Origin of the sequence: Corynebacterium bouchesdurhonense, from assembly GCF_900078305.2 — a bacterium.
GTDB classification, from domain to species: Bacteria; Actinomycetota; Actinomycetes; order Mycobacteriales; family Mycobacteriaceae; genus Corynebacterium; species Corynebacterium bouchesdurhonense.
In genome coordinates, this window is record NZ_LT546024.1 from 32402 (window position 1) to 46693 (window position 14292).

Consider the following 14292-nt stretch of genomic DNA (forward strand, 5'->3'; position numbering starts at 1 on the left):
TCAAACTTACCGGTAGCGTTGGTGGCCATGAGCACCGTATTCACCAAGATCATCGACGGGGAGATCCCCGGCCGCTTCATCTACCGCGACGAGACCGTCGCCGCCTTCCTCACCATCGAGCCCGTGGCGTACGGCCACACCCTGGTGGTGCCGGTGGAGCCCGTGGACAAGTGGACCGACCTCCCGCCCGAGCTGTGGGCGCACCTGAACGAGGTGGCGCAGGCCGTGGGGCAGGCCGTGATCGAGGTTTTCGGCACCGAGCGCGCCGGGTACCTGATCGCCGGTTTCGAGGTGCCGCACGCCCACATCCACGTCTTCCCGGCCGACGACATGTCGGGCTACGACCTCTCCCGCGCCATCCCCGCCGGCGAGACCGACGCGGAGAAGATGGACGCTGCCCAGCACGACCTCAGCCGCGCAGTGGAAGGGAAATTGTAAAGGTCGCGCCCTCGCCCGGGGCGGAGAGCACGCTGATCGTGCCGTCGTGCTGCTCCACCAGGGATTTGGTGATGGCCAGGCCCAGGCCCGAGCCGCCGCCCGCCGCACGGTGGCGCGAGGAGTCCGCCCGGTAGAAGCGCTCGAAGATGTGCTCCGCGTCCGCCGGCTCCATGCCCACGCCGGTGTCCGCCACGTCGATGGACAGCCTGTCTAGGTGGTCGCGCAGGGTAATGGTCACCTCCGCGTCCGGTCCGCCGTGCTTGAAGGCGTTGGTAACCAGGTTCAAAAGCACCTGGTAGAGGCGGTCCGGGTCCCCCTCCACCACCGGCGGCTGCGAGGATTCGGGGTGGATGTTCAGGACGCGGTCCGGGAAGGCCGCGGCGGCGGTGGAGGCCACCGAGGTGGCGATCTGCAGCATGTCCACAGGCCGCTTGTCCAGGCGCGCGCCCTCCGCCCGGGTGAGCGCGAGCAGGTCCTCCACCAAAAGCTGCATGCGGGCGGATTCCTCCTCGATCTTGTCCAGCACCATGTCCGCGTCCGGCGCCATACCCTTGCGGTACAGCTCGGCGTAGCCGCGGATGCTGGTCAGCGGCGTGCGCAGCTCGTGAGAGGCGTCGCCGACGAAGCGGCGCATCTGCTCCTCCTTGTCTTCCGCCTCCTTCACCGATTCCTGCAGCTGGCCCACCATGGTGTTCATGGCGTAGGAGAGCTTGCCCACCTCCGTGCTGCGCGGCCACGGGGGGACGCGGCGGCTGGTCTCGCCGTCCGCAATGGCGAGCGCGGTGCGCTCCACCTCCCGCAGCGGCGCGAGCGCGCGCTGCACCTGGCGCCTACCGACGTAGATGATGCCCAGGATGGCCAAGGCCGCGATCGCGGTCTCGGTGAGCGCGAGGCCCGCCAGGGTCCGGCGCTCGGCGTCCAGCTTCTTGGCCACGTAGAGCACGGTGCCGTCCGGTTCCTGCGCCGCCATGGCCCGCCACTGCCGGTTGAACTCGGCCCCCTCCACCGAGCCGATGTTCTGCCCCTTGTCAAAGCCGCGCAGCTGCGCGTAGTCCGGCGGGGTGGTCGAGGCGATGGGCTCGAACGGCGTGTCGTGCCCCGGCAGCTTGATGGCCTGGTGGAACTCGTTCGGCGCGCCGGTGGTGGGCAGCCACGCCGTGTGGCCCACCCAGGTGTCCAGACCCTCCCGCAGCTGGTCGTCCGCCCGCTGGTAGAGCAGGCCCTGCATAAGGAAGTAGACCACGGTGAAGCTGAGCAGCATGGCGGTGGACGCCACCGCCACCACCAGGGACACCAGGCGCTTCTGCAGCGGCGTGTTCAGCGAGTAGGCGCGCGCCGCCAGCGGGGAGATAGCCATTTAGTGGCGCGGGGTGCGCAGCACGTAGCCCACGCCGCGCACCGTGTGGATCAGCGGCACGTCGCCCGTGTCGATCTTGCGGCGCAGGTAGGAGATGTAGGACTCCACCACGTTGCCGTCCCCGCCGAAGTCGTAGTGCCACACGTTGTCCAGGATCTTGGCCTTGGACACCACCACCTCCGCGTTGAGCATGAGGTAGCGCAGCAGGTTGAACTCGGTGGGCGAGAGCTCCACGATCTCGCCTGCCTTGGTCACCTCGTGCGTCTCGTCGTTGAGCGTCAGGTCCGCGTAGCGCAGGGTGGCGTCGCCCTCCGGGGCGTCCAGCACGTGGCCGCGGCGCAGGATCACGCGCAGGCGGGTGATCACCTCCTCGAGGCTGAACGGCTTGGTCACGTAATCGTCCGCGCCGATGGTCAGGCCGTGGATGCGGTCCTCCACCGCGTCCTTGGCGGTGAGGAAGAGCACTGGGCCGTCCAGACCCTCGCCGCGCAGGTTGCCAAGCAGCTCGAAGCCGTCCATGCCGGGCATCATCACGTCGAGGATGTAGGCGTCCGGGCGCCACGAGCGGGCCAGCTCGAGCGCGTCCTGGCCGGAGTTGGCGCTCTCGACCTCAAACCCCTGGAACTTCAGGGACACGGTCAACAGCTCGACGATGTTCGGCTCGTCGTCGACGACGAGCACCTTCACGCCCTGGGTATCAGCCATCTCGGGGCACACTCCTTTAAGCACGGGTTTATATCCAGAAGCATTGAACTACCCGCAACTGTACGTTTCCTGTGCGCCCCCTGCACGGGAGAAACGAACTCCCGAGCCCCCAACTGAAAGGTTTTGGAGCTGGAGACGAGACTTGAACTCGCAACCTACGCATTACAAGTGCGTTGCGCTACCGATTGCGCCACTCCAGCAACGCAGATCAGACTACACGGCCCCCGCGCATGCAGGAAACACGCGGAAACGTTAGGGTTTGACGGGTGAAAAGATCATTGCGGGACCGGCTCCGGGGCTCTGGCCAGCGGGTAGCGACGATCGACGCGGCGCGCACCTCGCCGCCGCCCTCCGTCCTCGCCCCGGTCGATCTGACGGATCCGACCCAAGTCGCCGCCGTGATGATGATCGCCGCGCGCATCGGGGAAATCCTCATCGCCAACGGCACCACGTCCTCGGACGCGATCGCGCAGATCCGCACCGTCACCTCGTCCTACGGCCTGCACTACTGCCACGTGGACATCACGGTGAACACCATCACCATGAACGCGGTGATCGGCGGCGAGGACCGCACCCCCGTCACCGTCTTCCGCGTGGTGACCAGGATCAGCGAGAACTACCACAAGCTCCAGGAGGCAGACCGGCTCATCCGCTCGATCCGCGCCGGCGCCACCCGCCCGGAGCTGGCGGAGAAGATCCTCGATGACATCGACCGCTCCCCCATCCCGTGGCGCAACACCCGCTTCCTCGCGGGCTACACGGTGATGGGCGCCGCCGTGGCGATCTTGCTCGGCGGCGACTGGCTCATGGCGGTGGTGGGCGGCATCACGGCGTTCCTCATCATGGGCTTCAACAAGGTCCTGTCGCGCAATGACCTGCCGTACTTCTTCCACTGCGTCCTCGGTGGCTTCGTGGCCACGATCCCGGCGGCCGTGTTTTACGATTTCTCCGCCTCCATCGGGCACACGATCGTGCCCAGCCAAGTCATCGCCTCGGGCATCGTCGTGCTGCTCGCGGGTCTCACGCTGGTGCAATCGCTTCTCGACGGCATCACCGGCTCGCCCGTCACCGCCTCCGCGCGTTTCTTCAACACCCTGCTGAACACGGGCGGCATCATCGCCGGCGTGGCCATGGGCCTGTATGTGTCCAACCTGCTCGGCGTGGGCCTGCCCCCGATCGAGACGATGCCCGGCAAGCCGTCCCTCGACGGCGTGGGCTTCCGCATCTTCGGCAGCGCGACGGCAGCCGCGGCCTTCGCGGTGGCCTGCTTCGCGGAAGAAGCGGCGATCCTGGTCTCCTTCGTCACCGCCGCCGCCGGCTCCACCATCTACTACGTCTTCCTCATCCCCTTCGGCACGGACCGCTTCATGGCCACGGCCGCCTGCGCCACGGTGGTGGGCCTCGCCGGCGGCCTGATCGCCCGCCGCTTCCTCATCAGCCCGGTGATCACCGCGGTGGCGGGCGTGACGCCCTTCCTCCCCGGCTCGGGAATCTACCGCGGCATGTACGCCGTGCTCAACGAGCAGATGGTGGTGGGCATGAACAACATCTTCTCCGCCATCGCGGTGTGCATGGCGCTGGCGGGCGGCGTGGTCTTCGGCGAGTGGGTGGCCCGCCGCCTGCGCGCCCCGCAGCACTACCTGCCCTACCGCGCCTTCAAGCGCGTGGGCCGCGTGACGTTCCAGCAGATCCAGCGCGCGCTAAGATAGCCGGAGTACTTGCCGCCAAAAGTTGTCGTCCTAGGAGGAAGCCGAACGTGCCGCCGAAGATCACCGATTCCCGCCCCGCAGCTGACGCCGTCGTTGAGATGGAGGAGCAGACGGCCGCCGGAGCTCGGCGGATCGTGGCCACCTACGCCGAGGACTTCCACGACGGCGTCACCCTGATGTCCATGCTGGGCGTGGAGCCGAAGGGTTTCGTGTACAAGCGCTACGACGAGCAGCGCCAGGCCGAGGAGGCCGCCGCGGCCGAGCCGAAGAAGGCGACGAAGAAGGCCACCAAGAAGAAGGCGACGAAGAAGGCCGCCAAGAAGACGACGGCGAAGAAGACCTCCAAGAAGGCCACGAAGAAGAAGGCCGCCAAGAAGTCTTGATCAGGCCCGCGAAGGCCCTTGCGCCGCTGCTCGCCGCCTGCGCCCTGAGCGCCTGCGCCGCGCCGGCCACGTGGCAGGTGGTGGGCATCGCCACCGAACCGGGCCTGCCCACCAGCGTCGCCGGCACCTCCAACTTCCAGCTCCGCGGGGACCGGCTGCAAGGGGCCACGCCGTGCGCGGAGGTCGAGGGGACCGCATCGCTTGTCGACGCAACCTTCGAGCTGCACTCCCTCACCATCGGCGCAGTCGCCGACGAGGCCGCCTGCACCGGCGCTGCCCGCCACACCCACGAGCAGCTTGTCAGCCTGTTGCAACCCGGCGCGGCGTTCGACGTGCGCGAGACCGGCCCCACCGAGCGCCTCCTCATCCTGCGCACCGACGCGCTGGACAGGCCTAGCGTGCGGGTGATGACGCTCGAGGCACCCTAGCCACAGTGGCGCCGGGCACGAACGTGGTCTCCAGCAGGACGCGCTCGCGCTCCGAGGCCCGACCATCCAGCAGGGAGCGCAGCAGCACCGCCGCGGTCTCCCCCTTGAGCCGGTTCGGCTGGCGCACGGTGGTCAGCCCGTAGCGGGTGTCGATGCCGTCGAAGCCGGTCACGGAGAGCTCGTGCGGCACCCGCCCGCCGCAGTACTCCATCACCCCCAGCGCCATGGAGTCCGTCGTGCACAGCACGGCCGTGAGGTCCGGGAAGCGCGTGAGCAGCTCGCGCGCGCCGTCGGCCGCCGAGTCGGGGTCGTTGAGGTGGCGGGTGACAACGGGGGCGTCGCCAAGCAATGCCCGAGCCCCCTCGACCCGCGCGCGCTGCGCCACCAGATCCGCCGACGCGACGTCCTCCACCAGCCCGTTCGTGGGCGTCGAGAACATGCGCTTGGCCAGGATGCCCACGCGGCGGTGCCCCGCCTCCAGAAGCGCCCGGGCCGCGGGCTGGATGGCCGCGTAATCGTCGATGCCCACGAACGGCACGCCCGTATCCTTCGGCTGGTCGCACAGCACCAGCGGCAACCCCCGCTCGATCGCCCCCGCGAGCTGCGGGTCCCCCTCCGGCACGGAGTACACCACGATGCCGTCCACGATCGCGTCGTGCACGCTCGCGCCGGCGGGGATGAGGGTGAGCGAGTAGTCCCTGATGTCCGCCAGCCCGGCCAGGAAGTCCACGGAGGCGCGGTCCTCGAACGCGAAGCGCAGCTCCTCGGTGAGCACCACCCCGATCGCGCCCGTGCGCTGCGTGCGCAGCGAGCGCGCCATCGGGTCGGGGCCCTGGTAGCCGCGCGCCTCGGCGGCCGCGAGGATCTTCTCGCGCAGCTCGCGGGAGAGCTGCTCCGGGTGGTTGTACGCGTTGGAGACCGTCGTGCGCGAGACGCCGAGCTCCGCCGCCAGCGACGCGAGGGAGGGCATTAGTGTGCTTTTCGACGCCTCTGACGAGCGAACTCGCTCAGCACCACGCCAGCCGCCACCGACGCGTTGAGGGACTCAACCCAGCCCTCCATGGGGATGGACATGATCACGTCGCAGTTCTCCCGCACCAGGCGCGAGATGCCCTTGCCCTCGGAGCCGACCACGATCACCACCGGGTCCACCCCGCCCTCGAACGTGTCCAGGGTGTGCTCCCCGCCCGCGTCGAGGCCGACCACGGTGTAGCCGTTGTCCTTGAACTGCTTGATCGCGCGGGTGAGGTTGACCTCCCGCGCCACCGGCAGGCGCGCCGCGGTGCCCGCCGAGGTGCGCCACGCCACGCCCGTGACCTGCGCGGAGCGGCGCTCCGGGATGATCACGCCGTGGCCGCCGAACGCCGCCGCCGAGCGGATCACCGCGCCCAGGTTGCGCGGGTCCGTGATGTTGTCCAGCACCACGAACATGCCCGGCTCATCCCGGTTCTGCGACAGCAGGGAGAACACGTCGGTGTACTTGTACGGCTGGATCTTCAGGCCCAGCCCCTGGTGCATGCCGTTGCCCGTCATGTCATCCAGCTGCTGGCGCGGCACCTCGTGCACCGGGATGCCGCGCGAGTGGGCGATGCCCACGGCCTCGGTCAGGCGCTCGTCGTTGCTGGTGCCGAGCGCCACGTACAGGCCCTCGGCCGGCACCTTGGCGTGCAGGCACTCCACCACGGGGTTGCGGCCCACCACCAGGTCCGACTGCTCCTTCTCGTGGCGGCCCGAGTCGCGGCGCTGCCGCTCCAGCTTGCGCTTGTGCGCCGCGTGGTAGACGCGGTCCTCCGCCTTCGGGGTCGCGCCCTTGCCTCGCAGCGCGCGCCTGGCCTGGCCGCCCGAGCCCTTCGTGGCGCCCTTCTTGTTCTTCTTCTGCTTATCGGGGCGCTGGTACGGTTTTGCCATCTACTTCATCTCCCACTTCGGTCCCTCGGGCGTGTCCACGACCTCGATGCCGGCCTCGGCCAGGCGGTCACGCACCGCGTCGGCCGCCGCCCAATCCTTCTCGGCCCTCGCCTGCGCGCGGCGCTCGAGCTCCGCGCCCACCAGCACGTCTAGGGCCTGATCTAGGGCCCGGGAGGTGTCCGCGCTCTCCTGCCACTGCCCCGGGTCGATGCCCAGCACGGCCGCCATGGCGCGGACGCGGCCAGCGATCTCGGCCGGGTCGGACGCCTTGTTGCCCTCCCGGACTTGGTTGTGGATCTCGGCGAGGGCCCGCGGTACAGAGAAGTCGTCGTCAAGCGCGAGCTCAAACTCCTCGGTCCACGTCGTCGGCTCCGGCATGCCCGCCCTGCGGACGAAGTCCTCGATGCGGCGGTAGCCAGCCGCGGCCTCCTGCAGCGCCTTCGGTGAGTACTCCAGCACGCTGCGGTAGTGGGCCGAGCCGAGGTAGTACCGCAGCTCCACCGGGCGCACCGGCAGGGCGTCGAGGGCAAGCACATTTCCAATGGACTTGGACATCTTCTCGCCGGCGATGGTCACCCAGTGGTTGTGCATCCAGTAGTTGGCAAAGCCGTCACCGGCCGCGTGCGACTGCGCCTGCTCGTTCTCGTGGTGCGGGAACTGCAGATCCAGGCCGCCGCCGTGGATGTCGAAGGTCCCGCCCAAATACCAGGTGGACATGGCCGAGCACTCCAGGTGCCAGCCCGGCCGGCCCGGGCCCCACGGGGTGGGCCAGCTTGGCTCGCCCGGCTTCTGGGCCTTCCACAGCGCGAAGTCCAGGCGCTCGCCGCCGCGCATCTCCTCCGGGCGGTTGCCGGACACGGAGCCGTAGTCCCCGCCCGCGGCCACCCAGGCGTCCACGTCGAAGTAGACGGAGCCGTCCTCTTCGTACGCGAAGCCGCGGTCCATCAGGCGCTGCATGTAGTCCACCATCTGGGTCACGTGCCCCGTTGCGCGCGGCTCCACCGACGGCGGCAGCACCCCCAGCGCGTCGTACGCCCGGGTGAATTCGCGCTCGTACGTGGACACCCACTCCCACCAGGGCCGGCCATGTTCCGCCGCCTTGTTCAGGATCTTGTCGTCGATGTCCGTCACGTTGCGCACAAAGGCGACGTCATAGCCCTTGGCCAGGAACCAGCGGCGCACGATGTCGAACGCGACGCCGCTGCGCAGGTGCCCGATGTGGGGCGCGGACTGCGGCGTCGCCCCGCACAGGTAGATGGACACGTGGCCGGGGCGCACCGGCTCGAAGTCCCGCAGCGAGCGGGTGGCTGTGTCGAAGATGCGTTGAGTCACAGCTCCCCACTCTACAGCTGGGAGGATTCCACCCTGAGCTCCGAGTAGCGGGCCTCCGGAACGGTGAAGCTGTACGGCGCGCCAACGGGCTCCCACACCTGCGCGCGGCTGCACGCCACGTCCTGCGCGTCGCCGTCCAGCATGGTGAAGCCCCACACCAGGCGGCCCTGGGCGCCCGGCCCGAGCTGGTACGGCCCCACCTTCTGGTTCAGCGCCCAGCTCACCTCGTGCACGTACTTCCAGCCGTAGGCGCGCGAGACGTTCTTCACCAGATCGCCCTTGGGCGTAAACGTGCCCGAGACCTCGAGGGTTTGCACCCGCTTCTCCTTCACGGTCTGGATCACGGGCACCGCCTCTTCCGTGTCGTTGGCCACGCTGGCGGCGTCTGTCTGCTTGAACCAGCGCCGCGTGGCCGAGACGTAAGTGTCCTTCAACCCCGGCGTGGCGCAGTGGCTCCCCGGCGCGAGGTCGGTGTTCCAGCGCTGCGGGAGCTCGAAGTCGTAGGGCTCGGCGTGCGCGGCCGGGGCGAGGAGGAGCGCGAGCGCCACGATTGCGGCCGGCTTCTTCATCTACGCGCCCCAGTCGATGTTGTCGCGGGTGCTCACGCGGACGTGGCGCTCCTTGGGCATGGTGGCGGTGAAGGTGTTGCCAGCGCCCTGCCAAGTGTGGTTCGCGCCGCAGACGGTTTCCTGGCCCTGGAAGTCGGACACGATCCAGCCGGCCTGCAACACCGCGGTCTTGCCCGGCGCCACGTTGTACGGGCCGACCTGCTCGCCCACGGAGTAGGTCTGGGAATCGGTGTAGCTGGTGGAGAAGGTGAACTGGATCAGCTTGGCCACGTCGAAGCTCAGGCCCGCGGTGACGTTCCAGGTCTTGGTCTTCGTCTCCGTGATGGAGCGGGTGACCGGCAGCGGCTCGTCGTTGTAGTTGGACACGGTCCAGGTGCCGGCGGAGCCGTCGAAGTAGCTTCGCACGATGTTCACCGTCTGGCCGCGGTCGCCCGGGTTGGAGCAGTACGCCCCGATGGTGGTCGGGTTGGTGGCGGTGTAGTTGCGCTGCGGCAGGGCCTGGGCGACGGGTGCGGCGGCGACCATGATCGTGGTGGTGGCGGCGGCGAGGCAAGCAGTCATTGCGCGCTTCATGGGAATCTCGTTTCTGTGTTCTTGGTTTATGCGTGGGGCTTACAGGTGGGATTGGGTGGGAACGGGCAGCTCGCGGTACTCGTCCGGGGTGACGTCCTCGGTTCGTGTCGAGCCGTCCGGGGCGGTGATCACGGCCTCGGCCCAGAACCCGCTCGGGGCGCTGGCCTGCGGCTGCGGGGTGATGCGGCTGTAGGTGCCGTCGCGCCCGGCGGAGATCTCGCGGTAGTTGATGCGCGTCATGGTGGTGCCGTACTCCACCCGCACCCGCTCGCCCGGCGCGAGCTCCACGGGCTTCAGCGCCGTGCCCACCGGCATGTGCGCGCGCATCACCGCACCGACGGACTCGAGCCAGCCGGCGGGAACGCGCCCGCCGCCGCCCATCCAGTTGAGGTAGCCGTTGAACTCGGCGCCCACCACGTAGTCCGTCACCGGCGTGAACGTGTAGTCTCCCTTGGACCAGTTGAGGAAGTCCTGCGAGTAGCCGGGCTTGCGGAAGGTGGGCGCCACCGCCTCGATGTCGTACGGGTAGTAGGACTTGTCGCCCGGCCGCACCTTCTGCCCCAGCCGGGGCCAATCGGGGTCGCGCCGGAAGCCCGGTCCCGGCTCGACGCGCGTGTCGCGCGGGCTCGCCACCTGCTCGAGGCTCGGACCCGATGTCGCCGTGTAGGTGTCGCCCACCGGCCTGGAATTCGCGCCTTCGCTTCTCGACGGCACCTCCAACGCCACATCCGAGACCGAACCGTCCGCCCTGATGACGTACGCGAACGCGTAGCGCTCCGCCGGGCCGGTCCCCCGGATCACGTTCGCGCCGGGGCCGTTGCGCAGCACCCCGTTGTCGCACGTGATGAACATGGAGATGAAGTCCTTCTCCAGCACGCCATAGTCGACGCGGAAGGATTCGCCCGGACCCAGCTTGATCGGGCCGAACGTCTCGCCCTCGATCCAGCCGTTGGACTCCTTCAGGCCGATGTCCGCCTTTGCGGTGGTGTTCCAGCCGTTGGGCAGGGTGGCCTTGGAGTTGGCCTCGATCTTGTGGTTGGTGCCCGTCTCCACCGTGGCCGTGTACGGCACGGTCTGGTCGGTGCGGTTGGTGAACTGGAGGGTGCCGTCCGCCAGGTAGCGGCGCGCGGTCTCGCCGTAGCGCCACTGCGGGTCCGAAAACGTGGAGGTGTCGCAGGGGGTGCCGAACCCCTCGATCGGGTAGCCCTGCGGCATGGCCGGCACTGCCGACGCTGCCGGGGCGCACACCGACGCCAGCACAGTGGCGCACAGGGCGGTCAAGGTTTTCTTCATGCGGCTAACGTAGCCCGCACAGCCGTCTGGAGAAAAGCTGAAACAGCAGGTCAGGAACCTAAGTATCCGAAGTTGGGACTTTCGTACCAAGTTGCACCAGCGCCGTGGCGATCGCGGCGCGGCCCTCGCCGCTGCCGGTGAAACCCATGTGGTCGGTGGTGGTGGCGGACACCGACACCGGCGCGCCGAGCGCCTCGCTCAAGGTCCGCTCGCACTCCTCGCGCACGGGCCCCATCTTCGGCGTCTGGCCGATGAGCTGCGCGGAGGCGTTGATGACGCGCACACCGTGTGCGTCGACAAGCTGGCGGAGCTCCCGCAGCAGCGTGACCCCCTGCACGTTCTCGTACTCCGGGCGGCCGACGCCGACGAAGGACCCGAGGTCCCCCAACCCGGCGGCGGAAAGCACGGCGTCCACGATCGCGTGCGCGACCACGTCCCCGTCCGAGTGGCCCTCGCAGCCGTCCTCGCCCTCGTGGAGGATGCCGCCGATCCAGCATTCCCTGCCGGGCTGGATTTGGTGGGCGTCGAACGCGGTGCCAACTCGCAGATTGTCCATGCGCCCCACGCTACCTGCCGGGTTAGAAGGGCACCGGCTCCTCGATGCCCGCCCGCTCCGCGGAGATCATGCCCTCCTGGTACCAGCGGAGGAGGCAGGCCTTCCATTCGCCCTCGGACATGGTCATCCACATCGGCTTGCTCGGCCAGTACTCGAACCGGAGGCCGCTCGCCTTTTCCAGGCGCTCCAGCTCGGCGACGCAGGCGTGGTAGTCCTCGTCCTGCTCGTACTTCTCCACGGCCGCGTGGCAGCGGGCGTTGAACTCCGTCACAGCCGCCTTCTGCTCGCGGCGCTGGGCGATGGTCTGGCGCCAGCGGGGGCGCTCCGGGGTGGTGGACTCGGCGAGCAGGCCCTCGGGCTCCACCACCTGGTACGTGCCGTCCGCGAACAGCCACACGACCTCGCCCGTGGCGGGATCAGGCACGTAGAAGGCGCGGCGGTCCGTCTTAACGTTGTGGTGGCGCTGGCAGAGGCAGAAGAGGTTGGAGGGCGTGGTTGGGCCGCCGTCGCCGAACGGGACCCGGTGGTCCAGCTGGCACTTGTTGGCCGGGCGGTCACATCCCGGGTAGATGCAGCACCCGTCCCGCGCCTGGACGTAGGCCTTGATCGCGTCGGTCGGCGTGTAGGACGCCGTGGTGGCCTGCTCCGCCTCCTCCAGGTCCACGATGCGGGGTGGGCGCTCCTCCATCATCGCGTTGAGCGCCTCGGTGCCCTCGGCGTCGGTCCAGCCGAAGTTGGGAACGTAGTAGGTGCTGCGGTCCGACTTCGAGGCGAAGAGGTGCAGCACGATGCCGGTGGTGGAGGTGATTTCCCCGGTGAGCAGGCGCTTGATGGCCTCGCTTTGGGAGCACTTGGCCTCCTTGGCCACCTGGCGGGTGCGCATGTCCATCAGGCCGATGGTGGCGGCGTCACCGGACACGGACAGCCCCGCGTCATAGTCGTTCAGGCCGTAAAACTCGGCCTCGCAGGAGCCGAAGGGGCGGTCCTTCTTGTCCTTGCGCTCCTTTTTCTTCTTTGGGTCCGGCGCCAACGAGGCGTCGATCTTGCGCAGGCGGTCGTTCAGGCGCCGGCGAATCGTCATCGGGGAAGGCAGCGCCTGCCCGGCGCGGGTCGGGGTGAACATCTGCACCAGGAGCTCGTCGAACTCCTCCAGGACGTCCTGCTCGGGCAGCCGGTACAGCTTGTCCACGGTCTCGCCGACGGCCTCGAGCCGCGTGATGTCCAGGCGCCGGGTCTCGGCCTGCAGGGCCCTGAGCTTGGGCAGGTCCCGCAGCCGGTGGTAGGCCAGGATCGCCTTCTCCACCCACGCCGGGCTCCGCCCGAGCGAGGCGGCGACGCGCCCCCGCTCGAGCTCTAAGTCCAGGTCCCAAAAGCCCTGCTCGGCGTACCTGGCAAAGACCTCGTACTCGATGTCACGCGCGCGCTGCCCGCAGGCGCTCAGCTCGTCGCCGTCGCGTTCTGTGGCGAAGTAGCCCATCGGGTTCCCCCTTTTTTCGTTTCCACCCTCGATACCGAACATTATAACCAAGAACCGGAGGGGGGACAAGGGGTTTTGCGAACTTTATCGAAAGTTTTTTCGCTGACCTAAATCGCTATCCACCTAAATCGCTATCCACCTAAATCGCTATCCAGCAGCGCCTCGGCCAGCAGCAGGTCCACCGGCGTGGTGATCTTGAAGGCCCAAGGATCGCCGTCCACCGTGCGCACCGGCACGCCGAACCACTCCATGAGGGAGGCGTCGTCGGTGGCGGCGAAGCCCTGGGGCGAGGCGAAGTAGGCCTCGTTGGCGGCGCGCAGTGTGCGCAGGTCGAAGCCCTGGGGCGTCTGAACGGCGCGAAGCCGGGAGCGGTCGGGCGTAGAGCGCACGGCCGTGCCCTCGACGACCTTCACGGTGTCGGTGACGGGCACCACGGGCACCACGGCGGGCGCACCCGCCTCCACGGCCTGCACCACCCTGGCGATCATGGCGGGTGGGGTCAGTGCACGGGCGGCGTCGTGGATCACTACGGTTGCGTCGACAAGCGAAATGCCCCGAAGCGCGCTCCAGATGGAATCCGCGCGCTCCGCGCCGCCGTGGGCGACGCTGACGCTGAAGCCGGCGAGCTGCTCGCGCGCGAGCGGCTCCGTATCGGGGCTGACCACGACCACAATCCGGTCGATGCCCGCCTCCCCCATCGCGCGCACGGACCGCGCGATAAGGCTCTCCCCCCGCAGCTCAACGAAGGCCTTGGGCACGCCGGCGCCGAGCCGCGTCCCCTTCCCCGCGGCGGCGATGACGGCGATGACCGGCCTACTCGTCGTCCTCGTCATCGAAGCTCAGATCGTCCATGTCCAGGTCGTCGTCGATCTCCTGGGCCGGGTCGTCGCTCACGCCGGCCTTGATCTGCTCCTCGATGATCTCCTGGATGCGGGACTCCATCTCCCCGACCTTCTTCTCGTCCACCGGCTCAGCCAGCGCGAGCTCGCCGACGAGGATTTGGCGGGCCTTGCCCAGCATGCGCTTCTCACCCGCGGACAGCCCCTTGCCCTGGTCCCGGCGCCACAGGTCGCGCACCACCTCGGCGACCTTGTTGATGTCGCCCGACGCGAGGCGCTCCTGGTTCGCCTTGTAGCGCCTGGACCAGTTGCCAGCCTCCTCCACGTCGGTCTCGCGCAGGACGGAGAAGACTTTCTGCAGGCCCTCCTCGTTCACCACGTCTCGCACGCCCACCAGCTCGGTGTTCTTGATGGGCACCCGGACCTCAAGGTCGGACTGCAGGATCTGCAGCACCAAGTAGTCGAGCTTCTCCCCGCCGATCTCGCGCTGCTCGATGTCCGCGATCCGCGCCGCGCCGTGGTGCGGGTACACAACCACTTCTCCGACCTTGAACTCCATTTACGACTCTCCTTGACAGTTCCCGGGAATCAACCACAACAGGGTACAGTGCATTGCTTGCCGACGGCCCCGTTGCCGACCACTCCAAAAGTTTACCCCTCCCCAAACTGGGAAATGTGCGCCAGCTGCGACTAAGGTGTGATGGAGATATTCGCTCGATTGATGG

At 68.5% G+C, this 14292-nt stretch carries 16 protein-coding genes and 1 tRNA gene; 4 read left to right on the top strand and 13 right to left on the bottom strand.

What is annotated here, in order from left to right:
- Positions 1–27: 27 nt before the first annotated feature.
- Positions 28–438, top strand: a complete 411-nt coding sequence (locus BN4252_RS00940) for an HIT family protein (RefSeq protein WP_066524384.1) — start codon at positions 28–30, stop codon at positions 436–438.
- On the opposite strand, the gene BN4252_RS00945 is transcribed toward BN4252_RS00940, so the two are convergent.
- From BN4252_RS00945 to BN4252_RS00955, 3 genes are all read right to left on the bottom strand, one after another.
- Positions 410–1795, bottom strand: coding sequence for a sensor histidine kinase (locus tag BN4252_RS00945; protein ID WP_066524283.1), 1386 nt, complete (start codon positions 1793–1795; stop codon positions 410–412). The genes BN4252_RS00940 and BN4252_RS00945 overlap by 29 nt on opposite strands.
- The gene (locus BN4252_RS00950) at positions 1796–2500 is read right to left on the bottom strand and encodes a response regulator transcription factor (RefSeq protein ID WP_066524284.1); all 705 of its coding nucleotides are present in this window, start codon (positions 2498–2500) and stop codon (positions 1796–1798) included.
- A gap of 124 nt (positions 2501–2624) precedes the next feature.
- Positions 2625–2700 (bottom strand) — tRNA-Thr (locus BN4252_RS00955).
- A 66-nt stretch (positions 2701–2766) separates the two neighbouring features.
- Here BN4252_RS00955 and thrE point away from each other — a divergent pair.
- From thrE to BN4252_RS00970, 3 genes are read left to right on the top strand one after another with little or no spacing between them, the layout of a single operon-like run.
- A complete protein-coding gene (gene thrE, locus BN4252_RS00960) occupies positions 2767–4209 on the top strand; it encodes a threonine/serine exporter ThrE (RefSeq protein ID WP_066524285.1) in 1443 nt (480 codons plus the stop codon).
- A gap of 47 nt (positions 4210–4256) precedes the next feature.
- On the top strand, positions 4257–4592 hold the full coding sequence (locus BN4252_RS00965; protein ID WP_066524287.1) for a hypothetical protein: 336 nt from the start codon (positions 4257–4259) through the stop codon (positions 4590–4592).
- Positions 4589–5020: an META domain-containing protein gene (locus BN4252_RS00970; RefSeq protein ID WP_066524288.1), complete on the top strand. Its 432-nt coding sequence runs from the start codon at positions 4589–4591 to the stop codon at positions 5018–5020. Before BN4252_RS00965 ends, BN4252_RS00970 begins: the two co-directional genes overlap by 4 nt.
- Here the strand turns inward: BN4252_RS00970 and BN4252_RS00975 are convergent.
- The 10 genes from BN4252_RS00975 to BN4252_RS01020 all read right to left on the bottom strand — a co-directional run bounded on the left by BN4252_RS00975 (position 4986) and on the right by BN4252_RS01020 (position 14126).
- Positions 4986–5990 carry a LacI family DNA-binding transcriptional regulator gene (locus BN4252_RS00975; protein ID WP_066524290.1) on the bottom strand — a complete coding sequence of 335 codons (1005 nt, stop codon included), beginning with the start codon at positions 5988–5990 and terminating at the stop codon, positions 4986–4988. The genes BN4252_RS00970 and BN4252_RS00975 overlap by 35 nt on opposite strands.
- The gene (gene rlmB, locus BN4252_RS00980) at positions 5990–6928 is read right to left on the bottom strand and encodes a 23S rRNA (guanosine(2251)-2'-O)-methyltransferase RlmB (RefSeq protein WP_066524292.1); all 939 of its coding nucleotides are present in this window, start codon (positions 6926–6928) and stop codon (positions 5990–5992) included. The genes BN4252_RS00975 and rlmB overlap by 1 nt, the downstream gene beginning before the upstream one ends.
- Positions 6929–8260: a cysteine--tRNA ligase gene (cysS, locus tag BN4252_RS00985; RefSeq protein WP_066524294.1), complete on the bottom strand. Its 1332-nt coding sequence runs from the start codon at positions 8258–8260 to the stop codon at positions 6929–6931.
- Between the two features lie 11 nt (positions 8261–8271).
- Positions 8272–8829, bottom strand: a complete 558-nt coding sequence (locus tag BN4252_RS00990; RefSeq protein ID WP_066524296.1) for a hypothetical protein — start codon at positions 8827–8829, stop codon at positions 8272–8274.
- Complete coding sequence (locus BN4252_RS00995; protein ID WP_066524301.1) at positions 8830–9402, bottom strand: hypothetical protein; 573 nt, start codon at positions 9400–9402, stop codon at positions 8830–8832. It lies immediately after the preceding gene.
- 39 nt (positions 9403–9441) lie between these two features.
- Positions 9442–10695, bottom strand: coding sequence for a hypothetical protein (locus tag BN4252_RS01000; protein WP_066524304.1), 1254 nt, complete (start codon positions 10693–10695; stop codon positions 9442–9444).
- Between the two features lie 58 nt (positions 10696–10753).
- Positions 10754–11251, bottom strand: coding sequence for a 2-C-methyl-D-erythritol 2,4-cyclodiphosphate synthase (ispF, locus tag BN4252_RS01005; protein ID WP_066524306.1), 498 nt, complete (start codon positions 11249–11251; stop codon positions 10754–10756).
- A gap of 22 nt (positions 11252–11273) precedes the next feature.
- Entirely contained in the window at positions 11274–12728 is a 1455-nt protein-coding gene (locus BN4252_RS01010; protein ID WP_066524307.1) for an HNH endonuclease signature motif containing protein, read from the bottom strand.
- Between the two features lie 131 nt (positions 12729–12859).
- Positions 12860–13561 (bottom strand): 2-C-methyl-D-erythritol 4-phosphate cytidylyltransferase, encoded by a 702-nt coding sequence (gene ispD, locus BN4252_RS01015; RefSeq protein ID WP_066524309.1) that lies wholly within the window; start codon positions 13559–13561, stop codon positions 12860–12862.
- Positions 13542–14126 carry a CarD family transcriptional regulator gene (locus BN4252_RS01020; protein ID WP_066524311.1) on the bottom strand — a complete coding sequence of 195 codons (585 nt, stop codon included), beginning with the start codon at positions 14124–14126 and terminating at the stop codon, positions 13542–13544. The genes ispD and BN4252_RS01020 overlap by 20 nt, the downstream gene beginning before the upstream one ends.
- Between the last annotated feature and the right edge of the window lie 166 nt (positions 14127–14292).